We start from the raw sequence: 26,349 nt of genomic DNA on the forward strand, positions 1-26,349 counted from the left end.
GGCCAGGAGGAGATCTGGGCCTACATGCGCAAGGTCGCCGACGAGCAGGGCATCCGCCCCTACATCACGTTCGGCGTCGAGGTCACCGGCGCCGACTGGGACGAGGAGCGCAGCATCTGGACCGTGCGCACCCGCTCCGGTGAGGACTACGAGGCCCGCGTCGTGATCGCCGGCGTCGGCGGGCTCCACATTCCCAACATCCCCGAGATCACCGGCGCCGACGCGTTCGAGGGCCCGCACTTCCACTCCGCCCAGTGGGACCACTCGGTCGACCTCAAGGGCAAGAAGGTCGTCGTCATCGGCACGGGCGCCAGCGCGATCCAGTTCATCCCGATCATCGCCCAGGAGACCGAGCAGCTGACGGTGTTCCAGCGCACGCCGGCGTGGGTGCTGCCGAAGAAGGACAAGCCCACCCCGGAGTGGCGCAAGAAGCTGTTCGCCACGGTCCCGGGCGCCACGCGCGCATACCGGAACGCGCTCTACTGGTCGCTCGAGGCACGAGCGATCGCGTTCAACGGCCACGTCAACTTCCTGCCGATCGCCGAGAAGATCGTCAAGCGCTACATCGACAAGACGATCCCCGATCCCGAGCTCCGCGCCAAGCTGACCCCGGACTACCGGCTCGGCTGCAAGCGCGTGCTGCAGTCCAACACGTACTACCAGACGTACCTGCGCGACGACGTCGAGCTCAACACCCACGGGGTCCAGGAGATCGTCGCGGACGGCGTGATCGACCGCAACGGCGTCAAGCACGAGGCCGACATCATCATCTACGGCACCGGGTTCCACGTCATCGACGCGTTCGACTACCTCGCCGTCAAGGGCAGGAACGGTGTCGACCTGGCCACGCAGTTCCGCGAGCAGGGCGTCGAGACGTACATGGGGATGACGATCCACGGGTTCCCCAACCTCTACTTCATGCTCGGCCCCAACACCGCCCTCGGGCACAACTCGGTCGTCTTCATGATCGAGCAGCAGACCAAGTTCATCATCCGGATGCTCGACGAGATGGATCGCGTCGGTGCGGTCTCGGCCGAGCCGACCAAGGTGGCGCAGGACGAGTTCAACGAGGAGATCCAGCGCCTCGTCGAGAAGGGCATCTGGACGCAGGGCGGGTGCACCTCGTGGTACCTCGACAGCCAGGGCAAGAACCGGACGATCTGGCCCAAGTTCACGTTCCAGTACTGGTGGGAGACGCGGAAGGTCAACGCCCCCGACTTCGTCTGGGAGAAGGCAGCATGAACTTCACCCCACGAAACTGCTCACCCCGCAAGCTCCTCTCGCACTTTCGCGGGGACCCCGAATGAGCGCCGCGCGGGAGCGGTATGACATCCCCGCCGGACCGAAGATGTCGGCGGCGCGGATGACGTGGAAGTTCCTGCGCGACCGGGCCGGGACCGTCCCGGCGTACCACCAGGAGTTCGGCGACACGTTCTCCCTGAGGATCCTCCCCGGCCCTCGTACGCTCGTCGTGTTCAGCGACCCGGCGGACATCAAGGAGATCTTCGCGGCCGACCCGTCGCAGTTCCACGCCGGCAAGGGCAACGAGATCCTCAAGCCCGTCATGGGCGAGCACTCGGTGCTGCTGACCGACGACGCCGAGCACCAGCGGGCCCGCAAGCTGCTGATGCCGGCGTTCAGCGGCGCGTCGATGCGGGCGTACCAGCCACTCGTCGAGGCGATCGCCAAGGTCGAGGTCGACTCGTGGCACGACGGCGACTCCCTCGTGACGCTGGACCGGATGAACGCCATCACGCTCGACGTGATCCTGCAGGTCGTCTTCGGCGTCACCGACGAGCCGCGGCTCGCGGTGCTGCGCCCCAAGGTCAACCGCATGGTCAACATCGACGCCAAGATGCTGCTCGCGTGGTCCTACCCGAGGTTGTTCGCGCTCCCGCCGTGGCGTGGCTACTTCAAGAACCAGCAGGAGGTCGACAAGCTCCTGTACGCCGAGATCGCCGAGCGGCGGGCGGCGCACGACCTCGACGGACGCGACGACGTGCTGTCCCGGCTGCTGCGGGTCGGCGACTCGTCGGAGTCGGACGAGACCCCGTTGACGGACGCCGAGATGCGCGACCAGCTCGTCACGCTGTTGCTGGCCGGGCACGAGACGACGGCATCGGCACTGTCGTGGACGCTGCACGAGCTGGGCCGCAACCCCGAGATCCACGCCCGCGCCTTGGTCGCCGCCGACACGGGCGACGACGCCTACCTCGAGGCGTGCCTCAAGGAGTCGATGCGGCTGCACCCGATCATCGACTTCGTCGCCCGCACGCTGCAGAGCGACCAGGTCGTGGCCGGCCGCCGGCTGCCGCGCGGCACCACGGTCACGCCGTCGATCATGCTGTCGCACAGTCGCGAGGCGAGCTTTGCCGACTCGCACCTGTTCAAGCCCGAGCGCTTCACCGCCGGCAAGGTCGCGGCGAACACCTGGATCCCGTTCGGCGGAGGCGTGCGCCGCTGCATCGGCGCGGCGTTCTCGCTGATGGAGGGCACCGTCGTGCTCCGCGAGGTGCTGCAGCGCTACGAGGTGACCGCCGACGCCGTCGCGCCCAACAAGCTCCGCAACATCACGAACGTCCCCGGCGACAAGGCGCCCTTACGACTTTTGAGGCGTTAGGCAGGTTCTCGACGCCGGGAACCTGCATAACGCTTCAAAAGTGGCGGCTCAGCGGGGGCCGACCTCGAGCACCGTCACGGCGGCCTCGCCGATCTCGTCGCTCTCGGCGAGGTCGACCTGCGCCGTGATGCCCCAGTCGCGATCACCCTCGGGATCGTCGAACGTCTGGCGCACCTTCCAGGTCGTCGAGCCCTCCTCGACCATGAACAGGTCAGGGCCGCGAGCAGCGGGTCCGGTGCCGAGGTCGTCGTACTCCTCGCGATAGGCGGCCATCGCCTCCATCCACGCGGCGGCGTCCCACCCGTCCTCGCCGTCGAGGTCGCCGAGGTCGCTCCAGCGGCCGAGGGCGGCGAGCTCGACGCGACGGAACAGCGCATTGCGTACGAGCACGCGGAACGCTCGCGCGTTGCCGGTGACCGGCCGCGGCGGCGCGCTGCCCTCGGCCTTCGGGCGGATCTCGGCGGGGTCGACGTCGGGATTGATGAGCTGCTCCCACTCGTCGAGCAGGCTCGAGTCGGTCTGGCGCACGAGCTCGCCGATCCACTCGGTCAGGTCGATGAGCTCCTCGTTGCGCAGCTGCTCGGGCACCGTGCGCAGGAGCGTCTTGTAGACGTCGGAGAGGTAGCGCAGGACGAGCCCTTCGGACCGGGCGAGCTGGTAGTCGCCGATCAGCTCGGAGAACGTCATGGCCCGCTCCCACATCTCGCGCACGACCGACTTGGGCCGCAGCTCGTGGTCCGCGACCCACGGGTGACCCTTGCGGTAGGACTCGTACGCGACCGTGAGCAGCTCCTCGAGCGGCTTGGGGTGCGTGATCTCCTCGAGCAGCTCCATCCGCTCGTCGTACTCGATGCCGTCCATCTTCATCTCGTTGATCGCCTCGCCGCGGGCCCGGTGCCGCTGCGCGTTGATGATCGGCCGCGGGTCGTCGAGCGTCGCCTCGACGACCGAGACCATGTCGAGCGCGTACGCCGGGTCTTCGCGGTCGAGCAGCTCGAACGCCGCGACGGCGAACGGCGACAGCGGCTGGTTGAGGGCGAAGTTGGCCTGCAGGTCGACGGTCAGCCGGAGCGTACGACCGTCGGCGTCCGGCGGGTCGACCTGCTCGACGACGCCGCCGGCGAGCAAGGCGTCGATGATCTCGTCGACCTCCGCCAGCAGGCGGTCCTGCGACTCCTCGGTCTCGTCGCTCTCACGCAGCAGCCGCTCGAGCGAGGCGCGCGCATCGCCGGGGCGGGAGATGACGTCGAGCACCATCGCGTGGCTGACCCGCATCCGCGACACGAGCGGCTCGGGCGTACCGGTCGACAGCTTGGTGAACGTGCCCTCGCCCCACGACACGAAACCCTCGGGCGCCTTCTTGCGCTGGATCTTGCGCTGCTTCTTGACGTCGTCGCCGGCCTTGCGGACCAGCCGGGCGTTCTCGATGTCGTGCTCCGGAGCCTCGACGATCACGTGGCCCACGGTGTCGAAGCCGGCCCGGCCCGCGCGCCCGGCGATCTGCTGGAACTCGCGCACCTGGAGCTGGCGCTGGCGGACCCCGTCGTACTTCGACAGCCCGCTGAACAGCACGGTGCGGATCGGGACGTTGATGCCGACGCCGAGCGTGTCGGTGCCGCAGACGACCTTGAGCAGCCCGGCCTGGGTCAGCGTCTCGACGAGCCGGCGGTAGCGCGGCAGCATCCCGGCATGGTGGACCCCGACCCCCATGCGTACGAGCCGCGACAGCGTCTTGCCGAACGCCGAGGAGAACCGGAAGTCGCCGAGGTGCTCCGCGATCGCGTCGCGCTCCTCACGGGTCGCGACCTTGATGCTGGTCAGCGCCTGGGCCCGCTCGAGCGCGGAGACCTGGGTGAAGTGCACGACGTAGACGGGCGTCTGGCGCGTCTCGATCAGCTGCTCGAGGGTCTCCTGGATCGGCGTCGACACGTACTCCGAGATCAGCGGCACCGGGCGTTCTGACGTGGTGACGAGCGTGGTCTCCCGTCCGGTACGCCTGCTGAGATCGGCCTCGAACCGCGTCGTGTCGCCCAGCGTCGCCGACATCAGCAGGAACTGCGCCTTGGGCAGCTCGATCAGCGGGACCTGCCACGCCCACCCGCGGTCCGGGTCGGCGTAGAAGTGGAACTCGTCCATCACCACGAGGCCGATGTCGGCGCCGGCGCCCTCGCGCAGCGCCATGTTGGCGAGGATCTCCGCGGTCGCGGCGATGATCGGGGCGTCGGCGTTGACCGCAGCGTCGCCGGTCACCATCCCGACGTTGTCGGCGCCGAAGATCTCGCAGAGGTCGAAGAACTTCTCGCTGACGAGCGCCTTGATCGGCGCGGTGTAGACACTGCACTCGCCCCGGGCCAACGCTGCCGCCATCGCGCCGGTTGCCACGAGGCTCTTGCCGGAGCCAGTCGGCGTCGCCAGGATCACGTTGGACCCGGCGACGCACTCGAGGATCGCCTCGTCCTGCGCGGGGTAGAGCGTCAGCCCCCGGTGGTCGACCCACTGCGTGATCGCGTCGTAGACGACGTCCTCATCGGTCGTCACGCCTTTCGGCAGCAGGTCGATGAGGCGCATAACGGGCATTCTGCCTCGCTGGGTCAGGCCGGCTGCACCCGCCGTCGCTGCGGACGCACGCTGACTGCGAGCACCGCCAGGCCGACACCGACGGCCCAGCCGACAAGGACGTCCGACAGCCAGTGCCCTCCGAGGTAGATCATCGCGACGCCCACGATGAGGCAGCCGCCCACGCCGAGCAGCACAGCGATCCTGCGGAGCCGAGCCGACGTCCACCACGGCGTCAGGAGCACGGCGGTCACGACGACCGACGTCAGGCAGGCATGCGACGAGGGCATCCCGGGGCCGGACAGGTGCGAGACCGCCAGCTCGGCCGGCGGGCGCGGGCGGTCGATGCGTTCCTTCAAGTCGCCCGAGATCACGGCCATGAGGCCGACCGCGAGCGCGATCCGCGGAAGCCCCCACCACAGTCGCAGCCGCGCCACGACGAGCAGACCGACAAGGCCGGCGATGGCGAAGGCGACGAACGATTCGCCGACGGCCTCCATGCCGTGGAAGACCCGGGTCAGCGGGGAAATGCGGTGATCGGCGATCCAGCGGGCGAGCTCGAGGTCCACGGATCCGCTCACGCCGCAAGCGTACGGGGCAGCTCGCCGACTAAGCGATCGCTTACCAGCGTGCGCTAGTCTCGCGGACATGAAAGCTGTGCAGATCACCACTCTCGACGGGCCATCGGCAGTCGAGCTCGTCGACCTCCCGAGCCCCGTTCCCACCGAGGACCAGGTCCTGATCCGCGTACGCGCGGCAGGTGTCGCGTTTCCCGAGGTGCTCCAGAGTCGTGGCCTCTACCAGCTCAAGCCCGACCTGCCGTTCACGCCGGGCGCCGAGATCTCCGGCGACGTCATCAGCGCGCCGGACGGATCCGGGTTCTCACCCGGCGACCGGGTCGCGGCGCTGTGCCTGCTCGGTGGCTTCGCCGAGGAGGCAGTGGCCAACCTCGACCTGACGTTCCCGATCCCCGACAGCATCTCGTACGAGCAGGGGGCGGCGATCGTCTTCAACTACGGCACGGCCTACTTCGCGCTCGTCGAGCGCGGCCGCCTCGAAGCCGATGAGTCGGTGCTCATCCACGGGGCCGCCGGGGGCGTCGGCACGGCCGCGATCCAGGTCGCCAAGGCGTTCGGCGCCGGCCGGGTCATCGCCGTCACCTCGACCGCCGAGAAGGGCGGCATCGCCCTCGAGGCCGGGGCCGACGCGTTCGTGCTGGCGTCGAGCTTCAAGGACGCCGTCAAGGAGGATGGCGGGGTGGACATCGTGGTCGACCCGGTGGGCGGCGACCGGTTCACCGACTCGCTCCGCTGCCTCAAGGAGAACGGCCGGCTGCTCGTCATCGGGTTCACTGCCGGCGAGATCCCGACCGTCAAGGTCAACCGCCTGCTGCTCAACAACGTCTCCGTCGTCGGCGTGGGCTGGGGCGCGTACGCCCTCTCGCGCCCCGGGCACGTCGCCAAGGAGTGGGCCGCGCTCGCGCCGCACCTCGAGAACGGTGCGCTGCGCCCGGTCGTCGGGCCGACGTTCCCGCTCGACGAGGCCACCCAGGCCCTGCTCACGCTCGACGAGCGCCGGGCGACCGGCAAGGTCCTGCTGCTGCCCTGATCCCCGGGGTGTCACCCCGGCCGGCGGGAGACGGGCTGCCGGATGATCGTCCTCAGCTTCTCCGGCGCCGCGCGGCGGGGATCGCCGAGATAGATCTCGTGGTGCTTCCCGCTCAGGTCCAGACCAGCCTGGTCGATGAAGGCGTGCAGGCGCGCGATCGTCGGGCCTTCGTCGGCGTAGGGGCCGATGTGCATCACCTGCGCCGCCTCACCCTCCTCGAACCGCTCAAGTCGTACGCGGGCGATCGCTGCCGACGGATGCTTCGATGCGGCCGATTCCTTGGCCTGCTCGACCATCGGCTCCGTGACCACTGACGGCTGCAGAATCATCATGGTCCAGTCCCAGTCCGACTTGTCCGACGTCGAGAACGTTGTCATGTCGGGCACCCACCACAGTCCTTCCAGCGGCATGACGCCATAGTCGATGCCATCCTCGGCACGCTTGAGCGTGAACTTGAGCGTGTAGGCCACCTGATAGATCGCCTGGACCGCCTCGGCATATTCCGGTGCGGTGTTGGGATCCCCGTGGCCGTCGATCGACAGGAACGGCAGCTCGGGCACGTCGACCAGGGCCGGCTCGCGGCCTGCCGTGTAGAGCGCATCGAACTCACGCTTCAGATCCACCTTCGTCCGGGCCATGCGAGCTCCTGTCGTCCCCTCGATCCTCAGCGGGGAGCAAGGAGCCGTCAATGCCAAAGGTCCCGCCATCGCGTGCCTCCAGCAGGACTTTGGTCTCTACAGGCACGCCGGCGGTCGAGCCAGGCTGAGGGCATGACCACCGAAGAACGCATCGCCAAGCTGGAGGCCAAGATCGACGCCCTCCAGGCCAAGCAAGCCGCACTGCATCAGCAGCTGAATGACGCTCAGATCGAGCAGTGGCAGGCCCGCATCGATGACCTCGAGGTCCAGGTCCATCTCGCTGCCATGGACGCCCGGGATCGGTTGTCGCCGATGCTGGACCGTCTTCGCGGCACCTGGCTGGAGGCTCGGACACAGCTCGAGGGCCGGACCGAGACGGCCGCCACCGTGGCCGATTCCCTCCGAATCGGCCTCGAGAGTGCCTACCGGGATCTCCGCACCGCCGTGATCGAGGCCCGAAACAAAGTCTCGTCCTGAGCCGTCATCGGGCGAAGCCGGCGATCGGGTTGACCAGGGTGCCGGCGAAGATCAGCGACTCGGCCTGGTCCGACAGGTCCACCATCTGACGCGTGTCCCGCAGCTGGAGCCGGTTGAGGCACGAGTGATCGAACTCCGGCGCGAACAGGTCGATCCGGGCGAACGCCTCGGCCAGCTCGGGGTGAGCGTCCTGGTGCCCGGCGATCGTGTCGGCGACGAGCGACCAGAACTCGTCCTGACCGAGCACCCGGTCCTCGGCGAGGATGCCGGCGAGGAAGCGCAGGAAGCCGTCGAAGACATCGGTCAGCACCGCCAGCGGCTTGACCCGGTCGGGCACTGTCGCGCGTACTCGCTCGACGTCGGCGGGCAGCGGCAGGCCGCCCATGACCACGACCTCCTCGCCGATGTCCTTCATCAGCACCCGGGTCGGGACGTGGTCCTCCATCACCAGGATCAGGTTCTCGCCGTGCGGCATGAACGCCAGCTCGTAGCGGTGCAGGCAGTGCACGATCGGGCGAAGGTACGCGCGGAGGTAGCTGGCGACCCACTCCTGCGGCGAGGCGCCTGACGCCGCGATCAGCTCGGTGAGGACGTGCCGGCCGTCCCGATCCCGGTGCAGGAGCGACGCCATCGTGGCGAGTCGTTCGCCGTCGGCGAGCCTGGGCAGCGGGCTCTCGCGCCACAGCGCAGCCAGCATCTTGGTGTACGCCGAGGAGCCGTCGAGCCGGTGATACGCGTCGCCGGTGTAGCCGATCGCCGCGCGCTCACGCAGGACGCCGAAGCCGCAGTCGCGCAGCTCCTCGTCATCGTCCACGAGCCCGGCGACCCAGTCGTTGATCGCCGGGGTGGCCCGCATGTAGCGCGGTGACAAGCCGCGCATGAAGCCCATGTTCTGGATCGAGAGCGCGGTCTTGACGTAGTGCCGCTCCGGCCGGTCGGCGTTGAAGAACGTACGGATCGACTGTTGCGCGCGGTAGCGGTCGTCGCTGCGACCCAGGCACACGATGTCGCGCCGGGCGACATCGGGAGCGAACGTGATCGCGAGCTTGTGCTCCCACTGCCACGGGTGCGCGGGCATCAGCAGGTAGTCGTCGGGGTCCACTCCGAGGTCGCGCAGCTCGGCGTCGAAGCGATCGCGGGTCAGGGCGTCGAGCTCTCCGGCATACAGCGCCTCCTCGTCGAGGCCTGCGCCGAGCGAGAGGTGCGACTTGGCGCGGAGCACCGCGAGCCACACCACGCGAATGGGCCGCCCGGCTTCGGGCGCGTACGCCGCGAAGTCCGTGGCCGAGAAGCCGATCCGGCCGTTGTTGGCGACGAATCCGGGATGCCCCTCCGTCATGGCCGCCTCGATGGTCTGGAAGTCGGCGTGCACGAGGTCGGCCGACGTCAGCGTGCCGTTGACGTGCTTCCAGGCGGCGCTCGCGAGCGTGCTGCTGATCTCCTCGAGATAGGTCGGCAGCAACGCCTCGGGTATGCCGAGGACCTCGGCGTGCTCGGCGACGAAGGCGAGGGCATCCAGCTCGGCCGGTGCGCCGTCGACCTCGCGGGTCACCGACCACGGCTCGACGACCCAGTGCTCGAGCTCGTAGCGATGTGCGTGGAACCGGTAGCGGGTGCCGCCGGCCACGACCTGGTGGTCGTGGCCGATCGGCTCCGGCGTGAGCAGCCGCTCGTGGGAGAACTCCGCCAGCGCCTTGGCGATGAGGAACCGGTGCGCCCGGTCCATCGCGTCGGGGGTCAGGTGATCGCTCGCGTCACGCGGGTCGTCCCGGTCCTTTCGACGCCCTGCCACCATCTCGCTCTGCGCGAACTGCTCGCGGGTGCACGTGCTGAGCGCCGCGGTCTTGCCGGCGAGCTCGACCTCGCGCTCGACGCGGAACCCGGCCGCCGCGTTGAGCGCGGCAATGCGTTCGTTGCGCACGTCGGGTTCGACGACGACCCGGCGGTGCCGGGGATCGTCGAGGCAGAGCTCCATCACGGCACGGAACACCGCTGACGTGAAGCCGTGCCGCGGCCGGTCGGTGGGCGCCACGAGCACGTGCATGCCGATGTCCCCGTCGCACACCTCGTACACGCCGGCGAGCTCGCTGTGGGCCGGGTCGTACGTCTCGGCGAGGAAGGCCGGCTCGCCGTCGACCCGGCCGAGCCAGGCGTGGTGGTGCGGGTCGGCATCGATGCGGGCGTACGCCTCACGGACGTCGTCGATGCCTGCGGCCTGCATGCCCCAGTAGACGGATCGCGGGTGCGTGACCCAGGTGTGGAGCGTCGCGGCGTCGCGGTCGACCTCGACTGGTTCGAGCGTCACCCGCCCGAGCCGCGTGCCGTGGGCGAACAGTGAGCTCGTCGTCATACCGGCACCTCCGACCGGGCCGGCACACCGAATTCCTGAAAGGCGATCCGCTCCTCGACCGGATAGACCTCACGCCCACACATCGCGTTGACGATGATCGAGTTGCGGAACGCCCCCATCCCGAGGTCGGGTGCCACGAGGCCGTGCGTGTGCTCCTCGGCGTTCTGCACGAAGATCTCCTCCCGGTCGTCGATCGTGTAGCCGGCCGCCACGGCGTAGCGCCCCCGCTCGTCCCAGCGGATCCGGTCCGCGATGGATTCGACGAACCCCGGCACGTGCGGCCGGTATCCCGTCGCCAGGACGAGCGCCTCGGTGTCCAGGGCGAACGGCTCGTCGAGCTCGGTGTGCCGGAGCTCGAGGTCGTACGCGCCTCTCGACTCGTCCCAGCCGGCACCGGAGAGCTCGGTGTTGGTGAGCAGGCGGGTGGGCACCTCGCCGTGGACCTGCTTGCGGTAGAGCGTGTCGTAGATCGTGTCGATCAGGTCGCCGCTGATCCCCTTGTAGAGCTGTCGCTGCTCGCGCAGGAGCTGGTCACGGGTGTCGAGGGGCAGCGCCTGGAAGTACGCGGTGTACTCCGGCGACGTCATCTCGAGGGTCAGCTTGGTGTACTCCATCGGGAAGAAGCGCGGCGATCGGGTGGCCCAGGTCAGGTGGTAGCCGTGCGCGTCGATGTCCTCGAGCAGGTCGAGGTAGACCTCGGCGGCGCTCTGACCGCTGCCGACGATCGTGATCGACGCCTTGGCCTGCAGCGCCGCCTTGTGGCCGAGGTAGTCCGCGGTGTGGATCATCGGTCCGTCGAGCCCGCGCACGGCGGCCGGCACGTGCGGCTGCGTGCCGGTGCCGAGCACCAGGCGGCTCGCCCGGTACGTCTCGGTGTCGCCGTTCCGCAGCCGGGCCCGGATGACGTATGCCTCGCCGTCGTGCTCGACCCGGTGGACGTGCCGTCCGAACCGGACACCCGCGATCTGCGCGGCGGCCCACCGGCAGTACCGGTCGTACTCGGCCCGCAACGGGTAGAAGCTCTCGCGGATGTAGAACGGGTAGAGCCGGCCGGTCCGCTTGAGGAACTCCAGGAATGAGAACGACGAGGTGGGGTCGGCCATCGTGACCAGGTCGGCCAGGAACGGCACCTGCAGCGTGGCATCGGCGAGCATCATGCCGGGGTGCCAGCTGAAGTCGTCCCGCGCCTCGAGGAAGACCCCGTCGAGATCGGCGATCGGCTCGGTGAGGCAGGCCAGGCCCAGGTTGAAGGGCCCGAGCCCCACCGCGGCGAAGTCGTACGTCCTCATCAGCGGGCCTCCGCCCGCAGCTCGTCGAGCAGCTCGCGGCCGATCTCGCGGATCAGGTCGAGCACGGCCCGCAGGTCGTCCGCCGTCGTCTCGGGATTGAGCAGGGTGAACTTGAGCCACGCCCGGCCGTCGACGACGGTGCCCGCGATGACCGCGTTGCCGCGGCCGGCGATCGTACGTCGGATGCGGGGATTGACGTCGTCGGCGACGCCGTCGGGCACGTCTCCGGGCCGGAACCGGAACACCAGGGTGCTCAGGGCCGGCGCCACCACGACCTCGAAGTCCGGATCGTCCAACAGCAGCCCGTGACCGACGTGGGCCAGGTCGATGACGTCGTCGACGTAGTCACCGATCGCGTCGGCGCCCATCGTGCGCAGCGTCAGCCAGAGCTTGAGCGCGTCGAATCGCCGTGTGGTCTGCAGGCTCTTGTCGACCTGGTTCGGCAGCTGCGCGGAACGCGGGTTGAGGTAGTCCGCGTGGTACGTCACGTGCCTCAGGTCGTCGCCGCGGCGCACGATGACGGCGCTGGAGCTGACCGGCTGGAAGAACGTCTTGTGGAAGTCGATCGTCACCGAGTCGGCGCGCTCGATGCCGTCGATGAGGTGCCGGCGCCGCGTCGAGACGAGCAAGCCACCTCCGTACGCCGCGTCGACATGCAGCCAGACGCCATGGTCCGCGCAGATGTCGGCCACCCGGTCCAGTGGGTCGATGCTGCCGAAGTCCGTCGTGCCGGCGGTCGCGACGACGGCCATGGGGATCAGCCCGTCGGCCTGCGCCCGCCTGATCTCGGCATCGAGCAGCCACGGGTCCATCCGTCGACGGTCGTCCGTCGGGATCGTCACCACCGCATCGAGGCCCAGGCCGAGCACGTTCGCCGACTTCTGCACGCTGAAGTGGCTGTCGCGCGACGCGAAGATCCGGAACCGGGTCAGCGTCTGCGCCACGGGCTCGGCCGGGTCGGCATCGCCGGAGAGGTACGCCTGCCCGCGGGCGATGAGGAGCGCCTGGAGGTTGGACTGCGTGCCGCCGCTCGTGAACACGCCGTCGGCTGCGTCGCCGAAACCGATGCGTGCGGCCGTCCAGTCAACCAGCCGGCGCTCGACGAGGGTCCCGCCCGCGCTCTGGTCCCACGTGTCGAGGGAGGAGTTGACCGCAGAGACGAAGAGCTCGGCGACGAGCGCGGGGATCACGACGGGGCAGTTGAGGTGCGCCAGGTATCGCGGCTCGTGGAACCAGACCGCATCGTCGAGATAGACGGTCCGCATCTCGTCGAGGACGGCGGCGAGATCGTCCAGCGGCCGATCGAGGTCGACCTCCGCCACGCGTTGCGCCACGCCGGGCACCCCCGCTCCGGAGAATGGCTGGGTCACCCCGGACACGTGGCCGGTGAGGACATCGAGGCCTCGCGTCATGTCGTCGCGGTAGCGGTCGAGATTGCGTGCGTTGAACAGGTGGTGGCGCACCACCACTCCTTCCCCCGAAGTTCGTGCTTAGGTCAGCCTTACCTAACAACGACTGGGACGCTAAACGCAACTCGTTGGGAGTTTGCTCACACATGGGCGAGGGATGGCCAAACATACATACGGTATGTATGTTTGGCCCATGACCCCCTCCGCCCGTCCCGCCGCACTTGGTGAGAGCCGCGAGCTCACGCTCGATTCCGGCACGCTCCGCTACTTCGAGAGCGGTCCACCCGACGGCCCGGCTGTCGTGCTCGTCCATGGCCTGCTGGTCAATGCCGACCTCTGGCGCCAGGTCGTGCCGGGCCTGGCCGACGCCGGCTTCCACACGTACGCCGTCGACTGGCCGCTCGGCTCGCACGAGCACCCGATGCCCGACGCCGACCTCACCCCGCCGGGCGTCGCCGACCTGATCGCGGCGTTCATGGACCGGCTGGACCTGCAGGACGTCACGGTCGTCGCGAACGACACCGGCGGCGCGCTGACCCAGATCCTGATGACGCGCCATCCCGAGCGGATCGGCCGGGTCGTGCTCACGCCGTCGGACAGCTTCGAGCGGTTCTTCCCGCCGATGTTCGCCCTGCTGCCGCGGCTCGCCAAGGTCCCCGGTGGCACCTGGCTGCTGGTTCAGGCCCTTCGGCTGCGGTTCGTGCAGCGGCTGCCGATCGGGTTCGGCCTGCTCACCAAGCGCCCGATCCCGCGCGACACCGTCGACTCGTACGTCCTGCCGAGCCGGCGCGACGGCGCGATCCGGCGGGACCTGGGCGCCTTCCTCCGCACGGTGCACAAGCGCCACACGCTCACGGCCGCCGAACAGCTGCCGGCGTTCCCCCATCCGGTCCTGCTGGCGTGGGCGACCGAGGACAAGCTCTTCCCGCTCAGCCTCGCCGAGCGGCTGGCCGGCCGCCTTCCCCACGCGACGATCGTGCCGATCGCCGACTCGCTCACCTTCGTGCCCGAGGACCAGCCGGCCGAGCTCGTCCGGCTGGTCACGGAGTTCGCGGGGCGAAGTGTCGCCTAGCCAGCAGGACCGACGCGAGGCGACGCGAGGCGCACTGCTCACCGCCGGTCGCCGGCTGTTCGCCGAGCGGGGCTTCGCAGGCGTGCCGGCCGACGAGATCGTCAGCGCCGCGGGGGTGACGCGCGGCGCCCTGCACCATCACTTCGGCGACAAGCGCGGCCTGTTCCGGGTCGTCTTCGAGCAGCTCGAGGGCGAGATCGTGACCGACCTCGGCCGGCTCGTCGGCGAGGGCTCGGACGACCTGGTTCGCCGGGCCCTGGCCGCATTCCTCGACATCTGCGAGCGCCCGGACGTACGCCGGATCGCGCTGACCGACGCGCCCGGCGTGCTGGGCTGGCAGACCTGGCGGGAGATCGAGGCCGAGCACGGGCTCGGGCTGCTCATCGCGATGCTCGCCGACAGCCCCACGGTCTCCCGAGCCACCCCGGCCCCGGTCCTGGCCCAGCTCGTGCTCGGCTCGATCACCGAGGCGGCGCTGCTGATCGCCCACGCCGACGACCGCGCAGCAGCACGGAAGCAGGCCGAGGCATCGTTGCTGGCTCTGTACGGCGATCTGCTGCCCTGATTCGCGCTCGGGCGGTCACGAAGTAGCCTCGCAGGGTGCCTGAGTTCACCGGATTTCCCGTCGCGGCCCTCGACTTCTACGACGACCTCGAGATGGACAACACCAAGTCGTACTGGGAAGCCCACAAGCCGACGTACGACACCGCGGTCGCCGCGCCGATGAAGGCGCTGGTCGCGGCGCTGGCCGACGAGTTCGGCGACGCCAAGGTGTTCCGGCCCTACCGCGACGTGCGGTTCGCGAAGGACAAGACGCCCTACAAGACCCACCAGGGTGCGTTCGTGCCCAGGGGCCCGGCGACCGGCTACTACGTGCAGGTCGGCGCGCCCGGCGTGCGCGTCGGTGTCGGCTTCTACGAAGCGTCATCGCCCCGGCTCGCCAGCATCCGCGACGCGATCGTCGACAAGCGCCGCGGCGGCGAGCTCGAGGACATCCTCGCGACGATGCAGGCCGCGGGGTGGGAGCTCGGCGGCGACCGGCTCAAGACCGCACCCCGCGGCTTCGACGTCGACCACCCGCGGATCGAGCTGCTGCGGCACAAGTCGATGACGCTCGGCAAGAGCTACGGGTTCGAGCCGTTCATCCACACGCCCGAGCTGCTCGACCACGTGCGCGCCGACTGGCGCGAGGCGACACCGTTCGTCGAGTGGGTCCTGCGCTACGCCAAGGGATGACCCGACTCGGGCCGGGGTCTAGACGTGGACCTGGCGCATGCCGGCCTCGTCGTAGCGGTCCCCCTGGGTGACGCCGACCGGGGCCGCATCGGCGAGAGCCGTCAGGTCCTCGTCGGTGAGCTCGACGTCGACCGCGCCCACGTTCTCTTCGAGGTACGTCCGGCGCTTCGTGCCGGGGATCGCGACGACGCCCTCCTGGTGCAGCACCCACGCCAGGGCCAGCTGCCCCGGAGTGATGCCCTTGGCGCCGGCGAGGGCGCGGACCTTGTCGACGATCGTCAGGTTGTGCGTCAGGTTCGCCTCGCCGAACCGCGGCATGTTGCGCCGCCAGTCGTCCGCGGGCAGGTCGTCGGGCGTTGCGATCGCGCCGGTCAGCACGCCGCGGCCCAGCGGCGAGTACGCGACGAACTCGATGCCGAGCTCGCGGGTCGTGTCGAGGACGCCGTTGACCTCGGGGCTCCGCTCGAACAGCGAGTACTCGGTCTGCAGCGCCGTGATCGGGTGCGTCGCGTGCGCCCGCCGAATCGTCGCGGGCGCCGCCTCGGACAGCCCGAGATACCTGACCTTGCCCTCGGTGACGAACTCGGCCATCGCGCCGACGGTCTCCTCGATCGGGATGTCCGGGTCGACGCGGTGCAGGTAGTACAGGTCGATCGTCTCCATGCCGAGGTTCTGCAGCGAACGCTCGAGCGCCTTGCGGGCATACGTCGGGCTGCCGTCGGGCGGGCCGATCGTGCCGTCGTCGTCGACGCGCCGGGAGAACTTCGTCGCGATCGCGAACTCGTCACGCCGCTGGCCGATCGCCTGCCTGATGAGTCGCTCGTTGAGGAACGGCCCATAGATCTCGGCGGTGTCGATCATCGTGATGCCGAGGTCGAGCGCCCGGTTGAGCGTCGCGGTCGACTCCGCGTCGTCACGGTCGCCGTAGAACGCCGACATCCCCATCGCGCCGAGCCCCTCGATGCTGGCCTCGAGCCCCTGGCTCCCCCATGCGGTGGTCTTCATCCGTTCACCTTTTCCTTGTAGAAGTCGATCTTGCGGTTGATCGCGTCGAGGTGGGTCTGCACCTCGCTGAGCTGCTCGAGCACGTGCTCGCGGTGCGCCTCGAGGATCGCCATCCGCTGCGGCTCGCTGCCCTCGATCCGGTAGAGGTCGACGAAGCGGCGGACGTCACGGATCGGCATACCGGTCCGGCGCAGCATCACGAGCGTGCCGAGCCACCGCACGTCCTCCTCGGTGTAGCGGCGCTGCCCCGACGCCGAGCGTTCGGGGCGGTGGAGGGACAGGCCCTCCTTCTCGTAGTAGCGCAGGGTGTCGACGCTCAGCCCGCTCAGCTCGGCGGCGCCGCTGATGGTCAGCCCCTCCGCGGGGACCTCGGTCACAGTCATGCCTTCAGCATTCACCCTGGAGCGCACTCCAGGTCAAATGCCTTTCGACAAGCTCAAGGGGCGAAGCAGGGGATGCCATCATGGGAGCGTGGCCAACGAGGACCTGGTCCTGCTCCGCAGGGCGCGCGACACGATCGACCGGGAGTACGCCAAACCACTCGACGTGGAGGCCCTGGCCCGTGTCGCCCTGATGTCGTCGGGCCACTTCTCCCGGAGCTTTCGCGCGGCGTTCGGCGAGACGCCGTACGGCTATCTCATGACTCGCCGCATCGAGCGCGCCATGGCCTTGCTGCGCCGCGGAGACATGTCGGTCACCGAGGTCTGCTTCGAGGTGGGGTGCTCCTCGTTGGGCACCTTCAGCACGCGCTTCTCCGAGCTCGTCGGCGAGAGCCCGAGCGCGTACCGGGCTCGGCAGCACGGGGACGACGAGGGCATACCCGCGTGCATCGCCAAGGTCCTCACCCGGCCCACGCGCCAGCGACCGTTACCCGAAAGTAATTTAGGTCTTCCCAAAGTGTGACGTACGCCACTAGGTTCGGGTCCGGGCCCACCGGGTCGGAGGGAACGTCCACCTAGGAGGCACCACATGTCGCTGGTCACCCGAGCACGTCCACTTGTCGGAGCGCTGTGTCTGGCGTTCGCCGCACTCACCCTCGTACCCACACCGGCGCAGGCCGACGGCCCCGGCAGCGGCACTCCGTACGTCGTGTCGGTCGGCGACTCGTACATCTCGGGTGAGGCCGGCCGCTGGGCCGGGTCGTCCAACGCCAGCGCCTCGCGGGCGGACGCGCTCGGCGGCACGGCGTACTTCGACAACGCCTCGAACACCGCGGAGCAGATCAACCGGTGCCACCGCAGCAAGAGCGCCGAGATCCACATCGGCGGCGGCGTGCAGAGCGTCAACCTCGCGTGCTCCGGCGCCCGCACCGCGACGTCCGACGGCGAGTACTTCAAGCCCGGCCTCGACTTCTACGACAACGGCGCCGGCAAGCAGGGGCAGGCCAAGATGCTGCAGCAGTTCGCCGCGACCCACAACGTCAAGATGGTCACGGTGTCGATCGGCGGCAACGACTTCAACTTCGCGAGCATCGTGCAGTCGTGCGTGACGGACTTCCTCTCGTCGCCGTCGTGGTGGAAGGACTACTGCCAGGACGACAGCAGCGTCGTCGCCAACTTCACGACCGCCAACGTCGCCGCGGTCAAGACCCGGATCGCGAATGCGTACGCCAACGTCCGCACCGCGATGCGCAACGCCGGCTACGCCGACAGCTCGTGGACGCTGCTGGTGCAGAACTACCCGTCGCCGATCCCCAACGGCTCGGGCTTCCGCTACAGCCAGAGCGGCTACACGCGGCAGAGCACGGGCGGCTGCGGCTTCTGGAACGCCGACGCCGACTGGGCCAACAGCACCGCGCTGCCGACGATCAACAACACCGTGACCGGCGCGATCAGCCAGGCCGGCATCACGAACGCCCGGACGCTCAACCTGGCATCGACCTTCAATGGCCGGCGGCTCTGCGAGGGCGGCGTCGGCCTGTACGAGGAGGTCGGCCTGGCCAGCTGGACCGCGCCGACGGCGGTCGACCGGACGGAGTGGGTCAACCAGATCCGTACCGTCACGACGGGCGGGAGCAGCCCGTACTACATCCAGGAATCGCTGCATCCCAACTACTGGGGCCAGCTCGCGACCCGCTCGTGCGTGCGCCAGGCGTACAACGGCGGTGCGCCCCGGAGCGGTGCCTGCGTACGTACTGGCACCGGCCTCACCGCCGCGGGTGAACCGAGGATGACCCTGCAGTAGCCAGCTAGCTCGTGCGGGTCGGGTCGTCCCCGACCTGCACGAGCAGCTTGCCGAAGCTCGTGCCCTTGAGCAGGCCCGCAAATGCCTCGGGTGCGTTCTCGAGTCCCTTGACCACGTCTTCGCGATGGCGCAACGTGCCGTCGCGCAGCCATTCGGCGGCATCCTCCTGGAACGCCGTGTAGTGCGTCTTGACGAACTCGGTCTGGATGAACCCGCGGATCGTCAGGCTCTTGGTGAGGATCGACGTCATCAGCCGCGACGAACGGTCCGGGCCGGGCGGCAGCTCGGTCTCGTTGTAGTGCGCGACGAGCCCGCACAGTGGCACCCGGGCGTACGTGTTGAGGTGCGGCAGGACCGTGTCCCACACGTGGCCGCCGACATTCTCGAAGTAGACGTCGATGCCGTCGGGCACCGCGGCCTTGAGGTCGTCGCCGAATGTCGGCGAGCGATGGTCGAGCGCGACGTCGAAGCCGAGCTCCTCGAGCCAGGCGACCTTGTCCGGGCCGCCGGCAATGCCGACGGCGCGGGCGCCTTTGATGCGGGCGATCTGGCCGACTGCTGAGCCGACGGGTCCGGCAGCAGCGGCCACCACAACGGTCTCGCCCGGCTGCGGCCTGCCGATCTCGAGCAGTCCGGCGTACGCGGTGAAGCCGGGCATGCCCAGGACGCCGACCGCGGTCGAGATGGGCGCCAGTGTCGGATCGAGCTTTCGCACGTGCTTCGCGGCGGCCACGCCGTACGACTGCCAACCGGTGAAGGACAGCACCACGTCGCCGACCTGCAGCGAGGCGTCACGGGATTCGATGACCTCGGCGACCGTGCCGCCCTGCATGACAGTGCCGACCTCGACGGGCGCGGCGTACGACTTCGCCGCGCTCATGCGGCCCCGCATGTAGGGGTCGAGCGAGAGGTAGATCGTCCGGAGCAACACCTCACCCTCGGCAGGCACCGGGATCGGGACCGCCTCGATCGTGAAGTTGTCGGACGTGGGCTCGCCGTGGGGGCGGGAGGCGAGCAGGATGCGGGTGTTCTGGGTCGGGTCAGTCATCACCGACGACGGTACCGGGGCACCAAGCGCGCCTGAGAGGATGGCCGTATGACCTTCTGGCGCTCGATCGAGGCGGTTCACGACGTCGTCTACTTCGCACCCGACGCCAAGCAGCGCTACGAGGCGATCGGCCTCAAGGGCTACTGGATGGGCTACATGGCCTCACGCTCGGCAGCGGTCGGGACGCCGGCGCCGGAGCTGGTCGTCGCGCTGTTCCAGGGATTCGCGCCGCGTATGGTCACCCGTGCGCTGCCCGATGCGTGGTCGATGGCGTCACGCGACGACGTGCTGCGGGTCCGCTACGACCTGGCCCGCGACGCGCTCGCCCCGGCGCTGGCCGGCGTCGACACCGCCCGAATCGCCAACGAGCTGTCGGCGATCACGCGGGGCATCGACTTCGCCGGCAAACCCCTCGCAGCGGCCCACTTCTCGTTGCCGGAACCCGACGACGACATCGGCCGCCTCTGGCATGCCGCGACGGTGGTGCGTGAGTATCGCGGAGACTGCCACATCGCCGTGCTCACCTCCGCGGGGCTCGACGGCGCCGCGGCCAACGCCCTCGCCGTCGCGGCCGGTCTCGCCGGAGAGCAGCAGCGCAGGATGCGTGGCTGGACCGAGGACGAGTGGTCGGCGGCGATCAGCCGGCTGGCGACCCGCGGCTGGGTCGACGCCGAGGGCGCGATCACCGACACCGGGCGGGCGGCGCGCCAGCAGATCGAGGATGCGACCGATCGCGTGTGCGCCGCAGGCATCGACCGCGAGGCCACCGGCCGCATGATCACGATCGAGGAGCCCTTGCTCGCCGTGGCGCGAGCCGTCGAGGCGTCGGGCGCCGTGCCGTACCCCAATCCCACAGGCGTGCGCCGGCCCTAGCCCATACGGTGGGGCCATGGCCAAGGCATCGTCGCCCGCTGTGGAGATCGAGGTGGACGACAAGGTCGTGCGCGTCAGCAACCCCGACCGGGTCTACTTCCCCGAACGCGGCTGGACCAAGCTCGACCTCGTCGAGTACTACCTCGCGGTGGGCGACGGCATCGTCAACGCGCTGTACGAGCGGCCGTGCATGCTGCACCGGTTCCCCAAGGGCCTCGCCGGCGACAAGGTGCACCAGAAGAAGCTCCCGCCGGGCGCACCGCCGTGGATCAAGACCGTCAGCGTCCACTTCCCCCGCTTCAACCGTGACGTCCACGAGCTCTGCGTGACCGAGCTCGCGGCGGTGATCTGGGCCGTGCAGATGTCGACCGTCGAGTTCCACCCGTGGAACAGCCGCAAGGCCGACATCGAGAAGCCCGACGAGTGGCGCATCGACCTCGACCCGGGTCCGGAGTGCGACTTCGCCACGGTGCAGCGGGTCGCCCGGGTCGCCGAGGAGATCCTCGACGAGATCGGCGCGACCGGCTTCCCCAAGACCTCAGGCGGGTCGGGCCTGCACATCTACGTGCGCATCAGGCCCGAGCACGGGTTCAAGGACGTACGCCGTGGGGCGCTCGCGTTCGCGCGGGAGGTCGAGCGGCGGGCGCCGGACGACGTCACGACGACGTGGTGGCGCAAGGACCGTGACCCCGCCCAGCTGTTCGTCGACTACAACCAGAACGCCCGCGACCACACGATCGCGGCGGCCTACTCGGTGCGCGGCCTCCCGGACGGTCGCGTCTCGACGCCGATCCGCTGGGACGAGGTCGACGACGTCGATCCGCACGACTTCACGATCGAGACCGTGCCGGCGCGCTTCGCCGACCTCGGCGACCTGCACGAGGGCATCGACCAGGCGGTCTTCGACATCGCGCCGCTGCTGGAGTGGGCCGACCGGGACGAGCACGAGGGCGCCGAACCGCCGGTCGACCCGCAGGACTGAGCCGGACGACATACCGCCACGTAGCCTCGGAGGGTGTTGCTGCTCTCCGATCCGCGCGTGTCCGACGTCCCAGCCATCGAGTGCGGAGAGGACCTGGTCGATGTGCGAGACATCCCCGAGCTTGCGCTCGACCTCCGCAAGCAGGATGCGACCGGCGCATGGGCCAGGCTCCGCGCCAGCGTGGCGGAACGCCTGCTGGCTGCTCAGTCGAGCCTGCCGGCCGATGTGCGGCTCCTGGTGATCGAGGGACACCGACCTGCGGCCCTGCAACAGCGCTACTTCGAGGAGCACTGTGCTGACCTGGCGCGAACCCACCCCGATTGGCGTCCGGAGCATTTGGTCGCCGAGGCGAGCAAGCACATCTCGCCGTTGGCGGTCGCCCCGCACCCGTGCGGCGCCGCGGTCGACCTCACCCTCACGGCAGGGGACGTCGAGCTCGACATGGGAACGCCGGTCAACGCGACCCCCGAGGCGAGCGCCGGCGCGTGCTTCACGGCCGCCGAGAACATCACCGAAGAAGCGGCCCTGTGGCGCCGCGTGCTCAGCGACGCTCTATCAGGTGTCGGCCTCGTCAACTACCCGCCCGAGTGGTGGCACTGGTCCTATGGCGACCGCTACTGGGCAGCGGTGACCGGCGCCGAACGGGCGACCTTCACGCCCCGCTGAGCGGTTGGATCAGGCGACCTCGACGTCGAGGATGACGTCGATGTTGCCGCGGGTCGCGTTGGAGTAGGGGCACCACTCGTGGGCGATCGCGACGGCCTTCTCGGCGTCCTCCTGCGAGACGCCGGCCATCTCGACGCGAAGCGTCACGGCGAGGCCGAACCCGCCCAAGCCGTTCGGGCCGATGCCGACCTCTGCGGTGACGGCGGAGTCCTTGACGTCGACACCGTGCTGCGCCTTGCTCGACTTGAGCGCCGAGTGGAAGCACGCCGCATAGCCCGCGGCGAACAGCTGCTCGGGGTTCGTCGCGCCGCCGGCGCCGCCCAGCTCGACCGGGAAGCGGACGTCGGTGTCGAGCAGTCCGTCGCTCGAACGTACGTGCCCGTTGCGGGCATCTCCGGTCGAGGTGGCGACGGCGGTGTAGAGGATCTGCTCGGGCATGTGGGACTCCTTGGATTGAGGTAGACTAACTAGTACGTCTACCTCAATCAAATCACGATCGTGGCACCATGGCAAACCCGAAGGAGTGTGACGATGCCGACCCCCGCAGCCCCCGTGCGCGATCGCATCCTGGATGCCGCGACGCGTCGCTACTACGCCGACGGCATCCGCGCGGTCAGCGCCGACCGGCTCATCGCCGAGGCGGGCGTCTCCAAGGTCACGTTCTACCGGCACTTCCCCACCAAGGACGACCTGATCACGGCCTACCTCGAGCAACAGGTCGCGCGGTCCGAGGGCCTCCTCACCCAGAAGCGCGCCGACCTCGCGGGCGATCCGGCCGGCGTCCTGCGCTGGTATGCCGACGGCGTAGGCACGGTTACCAGCACGCCGGGCTTCCGCGGGTGCCCGTTCATCAACGCCGCGGCCGAGCTGTCGCAGCCCGACCACCCCGGTCACCGCGTCGTCATGGACCACCGCACGTGGTTGGTCGGCCAGTTCGCCGAGCTGCTGACCGAGCTCGGCGTCGACGACGTGGACGCCAAGGCCGAGCAGCTCATGATGCTCCGCGACGGCGCGATGGTCGCGGGCTATGTCGGACGTACGCCCGAAGCCGTCGCCAAGGCGCTGACCGCCGCGGGCCGCGCCGTCATCGGCTGCTGAGTCAGGCCTGGACCCGGTGACGCAGGTAGACGACACCGTTGCCGAACCTGCGCTCGTCCAGCAGCTCCAACCTGGCGCGGGTGTCGCGGGAGAAGGCCGGCTTCCCGTCACCGACGACCACCGGATGGACGAAGAGGTGGCACTCGTCCACCAGGCCGGCATTGAACGCGTGTGCCGCGAGGGCGGCCCCGCCGATGGCGATGTCACCAGCGGCAGACCCCTTCAGGTCGCGAATCGACGCGGGGTCGAAGCGGCGCTCGATCCGGGTGTCGGCGGTCGAGACCTCGTCGAGTGTCGTGGAGTAGACGATCTTGTTGCCTGCCTGCCAGACGTTCGCGAACTCGGCCATGAGCTCTGACTGGGCAGCCAGAGCGGGATCGGTCTCCCACACGGCCATCGACTCGTACAGGCGCCGGCCATAGAGCCAGGTGCCGACCGGGCGCACGAGGTTCGTGATGAAGCCGAACAGCTCGTCAGAGGGATCGGTCCAGTCGAACGAGCCGTCCGCGTCCTCGATGTAGCCGTCGAGGGAGGTGTTGGTGATGTAGGTCAGCGTGGCCACGCTCAGACCCCCTGCGCGTCGAGCAGCGCGACGACTGCCGACCGGGCGGCCGGCGAGCCGCCTCCCCGGACGACGCTGTAGGCGCTGGCGCCGTCGAACATCATCGTGAGCTGGACACCCAGCGACACCGGGTCGGTCGCGCCTGCCAGCCTGGCCTGTTCCTCGAAGAACGCGTTGAGCTCGAGCTTGTAGCCCAGTGCGGCGACGCTCGCAGGATGATCGCGGTCCTTGAGCTCGGTGGCGACGCTGACGAACGGACAGCCGTGGAAGCCGGGCGCCTGCGCCTGCTCGTGCAGCGCGTCGAACACGGCCAGGATGCGCTCACGCGGGGCGGCGTCGGGCGCCACGTCGAGCCCGGCCATGACCTGAGGCGCCCGGGACCTGAGCATCTCGACGAGGATCTCGTCCTTGCTGCCGAAGTGTTGGTACATCGAGCGCTTCGACACCTGCGCGGCCTCGCACAACCGGTCGACGCCGACGTGCACACCCTCGCTGTAGAACAGCTCCTCGGCAGCCGCCAGCAGTCGCTCGCGGGGCTTGGGCCGGGTGGTCGACGTCACGCACCCAGAATAGGCCGCCCGTTGCACAAAGTAAACCGATCTGTGTACTCTCCAAGAAGTACACCAAACTGTTTACTTCTCTCAAGGACTCATCATGACCTCACTCGCCGACCAGACCGTCCTCGTCACCGGAGCCAACCGCGGCATGGGCAAGGAGTTCGTACGCCAGCTCCTCGAGCGCGGAGCGCGCAAGGTCTACGCGACCGCCCGCGACGCCTCGACGATCGACACCAGTGACCCACGCGTCGTGGCGCTCCAGCTCGACGTGACCGACGCCGACTCCGTCGAGGCCGCGGTTGGCGCGACTCCCGACGTGAACGTCCTGATCAACAACGCCGGGACCTTGGCCGGCGGTCCGCTGCTGACCGCTGACCAGACCGCGATCCGCCAGGAGTTCGAGACCAACTACTTCGGGCCGCTGCGCCTCGCCTCGCTGCTGGGTGACCGCATCGTCGAGAACGGCAACGGCGTCATCCTCAACACCCACTCGGCGCTGTCGTGGGTCTCGTTCGGCGGAACGTACGAGCCGACCAAGGCCGCGCTCTGGAGCGCGACGAACGGCATGCGGCTGGCGCTCGCTCCCCGCGGCGTCCAGGTCGTCGGGCTGCACGTCGGCTACGTCGACACCGACATGATCGCCGAGGTCGACGCCCCGAAGTCCGCACCTGAGGATGTCGTGAAGTCAGCCCTCGACGGCATCGAGGCCGGAGCGTTCGAGGTGCTCGCCGACGACGTGAGCCACCAGGTCAAGGCCGGGCTCGCCGCACCGATCGAGGCGATGTACCCGCAGCTGGCTGCCCAGCCCGCCTGACTCAGGAGCGGCGCAGCAGGTAGGCGTCCATGACCCAGCCCGCGTCGGCCTTGGTGGCGGCGCGGGCTTCGTCGACCGCGGCGGCGACGTCGCCGACGCGGCCGGCGACCAGTCGCTCGTGCTCGGTGCCGAGGTTGGCGCCCCACCAGATGTGCCAGTCGTCGAGCCCGTCGAGGTCGAGCCGGGCGCTGAGCATCACGAGGATGTTGTCAGCGCCGGCCTCGACCGATTCGCGCAGCTTGCGCGCCGTCGTGACGGTGATCGGCTGGCCGATCTCGTGCAGCACGATCCGGTGGCGCGCGGCGAGCAGCTGCAGGCTCGAGATGCCGGGGATGACGTCCCACTCGGCCTCGACGCGGCCGCGGGCCAGGACCCGCTCGACGATGCGGATCGTCGAGTCGTAGAACGCCGGGTCGCCCCACACCAGGAAGCCGACGTCGCCGGGCCGGTCGAGGATCACGCGCTCGTACGCCTCGGCGCGTGCCTCGTGCCAGTCGCTGACCGCGCCGCGGTAGTCGCGTGGGTCGTTGCGGTCGCGCTCGGGATCGCGTACGGCCACGACCTGGGCGCCCGAGCCGACGTGCCGGGTCAGCAGCGCCTGCCGTGCCGCCAGCAGCGAGTCGTCGGGCCCCTTGTCGGCGACGACGAAGTACGCGACGGAGTGCATCGCGGCGACCGCCTCGAGCGTCACCTGGTCCGGGTCGCCGGGTCCGATCCCGATGACCCGGATGCGCCTCACCCGCGATCCTCCAGGTCACCCTCGATGTCGAGGTAGACCTGCTGCATCGCGGCGAGCACCTCGGGATCGGGGTCGGCCCACAGGTCACGATCGGCGGCCTCGTTGAGCCGCTCGATGATGCCGCGCAAGGCCCAGGGGTTCGACTTCTTCATGAACTCCTGATTGACCTCGTCGAGCACGTACTCCTTGGCGAGGGTCTCGTACATCCAGTCGTGGACGACACCTGTCGTGGCGTCGAAGCCGTAGAGGTAGTCGACCGTCGCGGCGAGCTCGAACGCGCCCTTGTAGCCGTGCCGCTGCATCGCACCGATCCAGCGCGGGTTGACGACGCGCGCGCGGAACACGCGGGTCGTCTCCTCCTGCAGGGTCCGGGTGCGTACGGCATCGGGTGTCGTGGAGTCGCCGACGTACGCCTTGGGGTCCGAGCCGGTCAGTGCTCGGACGGTGGCGACCATGCCGCCGTGGTACTGGAAGTAGTCGTCGGAGTCGGCGATGTCGTGCTCGCGGGTGTCGATGTTCTTGGCGGCGACCGCGATGCGCTTGTAGTTGGCGCGCATGTCGTCGGC

The 26,349-nt window shown here is 69.3% G+C and carries 28 protein-coding genes; 14 read left to right on the top strand and 14 right to left on the bottom strand.

All coding sequences use genetic code 11. The features are described 5' to 3' along the window. Nucleotides 1–1,242: flavin-containing monooxygenase (locus V6M46_RS13850; protein WP_332666160.1), on the top strand; the 1,242-nt coding region annotated here is incomplete at its 5' end. A 61-nt stretch (nt 1,243–1,303) separates the two neighbouring features. Continuing rightward, nucleotides 1,304–2,620, top strand: coding sequence for a cytochrome P450 (locus tag V6M46_RS13855; RefSeq protein WP_332666162.1), 1,317 nt, complete (start codon nt 1,304–1,306; stop codon nt 2,618–2,620). Nucleotides 2,621–2,668: 48 nt separating this feature from the next. Here V6M46_RS13855 and V6M46_RS13860 read toward each other — a convergent pair whose 3' ends face one another. Both V6M46_RS13860 and V6M46_RS13865 read right to left on the bottom strand, forming a co-directional pair. Then, on the bottom strand, nt 2,669–5,188 hold the full coding sequence (locus V6M46_RS13860; RefSeq protein ID WP_332666164.1) for a DEAD/DEAH box helicase: 2,520 nt from the start codon (nt 5,186–5,188) through the stop codon (nt 2,669–2,671). Between the two features lie 23 nt (nt 5,189–5,211). Further along, entirely contained in the window at nt 5,212–5,757 is a 546-nt protein-coding gene (locus V6M46_RS13865; protein WP_332666166.1) for a phosphatase PAP2 family protein, read from the bottom strand. 67 nt (nt 5,758–5,824) lie between these two features. On the opposite strand from V6M46_RS13865, the gene V6M46_RS13870 reads away from it, so the two are divergent. Then, nucleotides 5,825–6,784 (top strand): NADPH:quinone oxidoreductase family protein, encoded by a 960-nt coding sequence (locus V6M46_RS13870; RefSeq protein WP_332666167.1) that lies wholly within the window; start codon nt 5,825–5,827, stop codon nt 6,782–6,784. A gap of 11 nt (nt 6,785–6,795) precedes the next feature. Here the strand turns inward: V6M46_RS13870 and V6M46_RS13875 are convergent, their stop codons facing one another. Continuing rightward, nucleotides 6,796–7,422, bottom strand: a complete 627-nt coding sequence (locus V6M46_RS13875) for a GyrI-like domain-containing protein (RefSeq protein ID WP_332666169.1) — start codon at nt 7,420–7,422, stop codon at nt 6,796–6,798. Nucleotides 7,423–7,554: 132 nt separating this feature from the next. Between V6M46_RS13875 and V6M46_RS13880 the strand changes: the two genes are divergently transcribed. Beyond that, on the top strand, nt 7,555–7,899 hold the full coding sequence (locus V6M46_RS13880; protein WP_332666171.1) for a hypothetical protein: 345 nt from the start codon (nt 7,555–7,557) through the stop codon (nt 7,897–7,899). A gap of 4 nt (nt 7,900–7,903) precedes the next feature. On the opposite strand, the gene V6M46_RS13885 is transcribed toward V6M46_RS13880, so the two are convergent. Genes V6M46_RS13885 through V6M46_RS13895 form a run of 3 tightly spaced genes read right to left on the bottom strand, consistent with a single transcriptional unit; the run spans nt 7,904 to nt 13,001 of the window. Further along, nucleotides 7,904–10,249: a GNAT family N-acetyltransferase gene (locus V6M46_RS13885; protein ID WP_332666173.1), complete on the bottom strand. Its 2,346-nt coding sequence runs from the start codon at nt 10,247–10,249 to the stop codon at nt 7,904–7,906. Next, nucleotides 10,246–11,538, bottom strand: a complete 1,293-nt coding sequence (locus V6M46_RS13890; RefSeq protein ID WP_332666175.1) for a lysine N(6)-hydroxylase/L-ornithine N(5)-oxygenase family protein — start codon at nt 11,536–11,538, stop codon at nt 10,246–10,248. Before V6M46_RS13890 ends, V6M46_RS13885 begins: the two co-directional genes overlap by 4 nt. After that, nucleotides 11,538–13,001, bottom strand: coding sequence for a pyridoxal phosphate-dependent decarboxylase family protein (locus V6M46_RS13895; protein WP_332666177.1), 1,464 nt, complete (start codon nt 12,999–13,001; stop codon nt 11,538–11,540). The genes V6M46_RS13890 and V6M46_RS13895 overlap by 1 nt, the downstream gene beginning before the upstream one ends. Before the next feature lie 139 nt (nt 13,002–13,140). On the opposite strand from V6M46_RS13895, the gene V6M46_RS13900 reads away from it, so the two are divergent. The 3 genes from V6M46_RS13900 to V6M46_RS13910 are packed head-to-tail and all read left to right on the top strand — an operon-like array spanning nt 13,141 to nt 15,255. Further along, nucleotides 13,141–14,019: an alpha/beta fold hydrolase gene (locus V6M46_RS13900; RefSeq protein WP_332666179.1), complete on the top strand. Its 879-nt coding sequence runs from the start codon at nt 13,141–13,143 to the stop codon at nt 14,017–14,019. Further along, nucleotides 14,009–14,584 (top strand): TetR/AcrR family transcriptional regulator, encoded by a 576-nt coding sequence (locus V6M46_RS13905; RefSeq protein ID WP_332666181.1) that lies wholly within the window; start codon nt 14,009–14,011, stop codon nt 14,582–14,584. Before V6M46_RS13900 ends, V6M46_RS13905 begins: the two co-directional genes overlap by 11 nt. Before the next feature lie 35 nt (nt 14,585–14,619). Continuing rightward, nucleotides 14,620–15,255 (top strand): DUF2461 domain-containing protein, encoded by a 636-nt coding sequence (locus tag V6M46_RS13910; RefSeq protein ID WP_332666183.1) that lies wholly within the window; start codon nt 14,620–14,622, stop codon nt 15,253–15,255. Between the two features lie 18 nt (nt 15,256–15,273). Here V6M46_RS13910 and V6M46_RS13915 read toward each other — a convergent pair whose 3' ends face one another. Beyond that, nucleotides 15,274–16,260, bottom strand: coding sequence for an aldo/keto reductase (locus tag V6M46_RS13915; RefSeq protein ID WP_332666185.1), 987 nt, complete (start codon nt 16,258–16,260; stop codon nt 15,274–15,276). Continuing rightward, nucleotides 16,257–16,643: a MerR family transcriptional regulator gene (locus V6M46_RS13920; RefSeq protein WP_332666187.1), complete on the bottom strand. Its 387-nt coding sequence runs from the start codon at nt 16,641–16,643 to the stop codon at nt 16,257–16,259. The genes V6M46_RS13915 and V6M46_RS13920 overlap by 4 nt, the downstream gene beginning before the upstream one ends. An 88-nt stretch (nt 16,644–16,731) precedes the next feature. Here V6M46_RS13920 and V6M46_RS13925 point away from each other — a divergent pair, with 88 nt between their 5' ends. Further along, entirely contained in the window at nt 16,732–17,163 is a 432-nt protein-coding gene (locus V6M46_RS13925) for a helix-turn-helix transcriptional regulator (RefSeq protein WP_332666188.1), read from the top strand. A gap of 66 nt (nt 17,164–17,229) precedes the next feature. Next, nucleotides 17,230–18,444 (top strand): hypothetical protein, encoded by a 1,215-nt coding sequence (locus V6M46_RS13930; protein WP_332666190.1) that lies wholly within the window; start codon nt 17,230–17,232, stop codon nt 18,442–18,444. 4 nt (nt 18,445–18,448) lie between these two features. Here V6M46_RS13930 and V6M46_RS13935 read toward each other — a convergent pair whose 3' ends face one another. Further along, a complete protein-coding gene (locus tag V6M46_RS13935; protein WP_332666192.1) occupies nt 18,449–19,492 on the bottom strand; it encodes an NADP-dependent oxidoreductase in 1,044 nt (347 codons plus the stop codon). Nucleotides 19,493–19,540: 48 nt separating this feature from the next. Here V6M46_RS13935 and V6M46_RS13940 point away from each other — a divergent pair, with 48 nt between their 5' ends. From V6M46_RS13940 to V6M46_RS13950, 3 genes are read left to right on the top strand one after another with little or no spacing between them, the layout of a single operon-like run. After that, nucleotides 19,541–20,365: an SCO6745 family protein gene (locus V6M46_RS13940; RefSeq protein ID WP_332666194.1), complete on the top strand. Its 825-nt coding sequence runs from the start codon at nt 19,541–19,543 to the stop codon at nt 20,363–20,365. Nucleotides 20,366–20,381: 16 nt separating this feature from the next. Next, nucleotides 20,382–21,347: a non-homologous end-joining DNA ligase gene (gene ligD / locus V6M46_RS13945; protein ID WP_332666196.1), complete on the top strand. Its 966-nt coding sequence runs from the start codon at nt 20,382–20,384 to the stop codon at nt 21,345–21,347. A gap of 33 nt (nt 21,348–21,380) precedes the next feature. Beyond that, the gene (locus tag V6M46_RS13950; protein WP_332666197.1) at nt 21,381–22,013 is read left to right on the top strand and encodes a M15 family metallopeptidase; all 633 of its coding nucleotides are present in this window, start codon (nt 21,381–21,383) and stop codon (nt 22,011–22,013) included. A gap of 9 nt (nt 22,014–22,022) precedes the next feature. On the opposite strand, the gene V6M46_RS13955 is transcribed toward V6M46_RS13950, so the two are convergent. Continuing rightward, complete coding sequence (locus tag V6M46_RS13955; protein WP_332666199.1) at nt 22,023–22,451, bottom strand: organic hydroperoxide resistance protein; 429 nt, start codon at nt 22,449–22,451, stop codon at nt 22,023–22,025. A gap of 93 nt (nt 22,452–22,544) precedes the next feature. Between V6M46_RS13955 and V6M46_RS13960 the strand changes: the two genes are divergently transcribed. Then, on the top strand, nt 22,545–23,111 hold the full coding sequence (locus V6M46_RS13960) for a TetR/AcrR family transcriptional regulator (protein WP_332666201.1): 567 nt from the start codon (nt 22,545–22,547) through the stop codon (nt 23,109–23,111). A gap of 1 nt (nt 23,112) precedes the next feature. Here V6M46_RS13960 and V6M46_RS13965 read toward each other — a convergent pair whose 3' ends face one another. Beyond that, the gene (locus V6M46_RS13965; protein ID WP_332666203.1) at nt 23,113–23,673 is read right to left on the bottom strand and encodes a dihydrofolate reductase family protein; all 561 of its coding nucleotides are present in this window, start codon (nt 23,671–23,673) and stop codon (nt 23,113–23,115) included. Nucleotides 23,674–23,675: 2 nt separating this feature from the next. Further along, nucleotides 23,676–24,233 carry a TetR/AcrR family transcriptional regulator gene (locus tag V6M46_RS13970; protein ID WP_332666205.1) on the bottom strand — a complete coding sequence of 186 codons (558 nt, stop codon included), beginning with the start codon at nt 24,231–24,233 and terminating at the stop codon, nt 23,676–23,678. Between the two features lie 94 nt (nt 24,234–24,327). Here V6M46_RS13970 and V6M46_RS13975 point away from each other — a divergent pair, with 94 nt between their 5' ends. Further along, nucleotides 24,328–25,044: an SDR family oxidoreductase gene (locus V6M46_RS13975; protein ID WP_332666207.1), complete on the top strand. Its 717-nt coding sequence runs from the start codon at nt 24,328–24,330 to the stop codon at nt 25,042–25,044. A 1-nt stretch (nt 25,045) separates the two neighbouring features. Here V6M46_RS13975 and cobF read toward each other — a convergent pair whose 3' ends face one another. Beyond that, nucleotides 25,046–25,783: a precorrin-6A synthase (deacetylating) gene (cobF, locus tag V6M46_RS13980; RefSeq protein ID WP_332666208.1), complete on the bottom strand. Its 738-nt coding sequence runs from the start codon at nt 25,781–25,783 to the stop codon at nt 25,046–25,048. Next, nucleotides 25,780–26,349 (bottom strand): cobaltochelatase subunit CobN (locus tag V6M46_RS13985; protein WP_332666210.1); only part of this gene is annotated, 570 nt, incomplete at its 5' end. The genes V6M46_RS13985 and cobF, both read right to left, overlap by 4 nt.

It is taken from the genome of Aeromicrobium sp. (assembly GCF_036676885.1).
Classification (GTDB): Bacteria; Actinomycetota; Actinomycetes; order Propionibacteriales; family Nocardioidaceae; genus Aeromicrobium.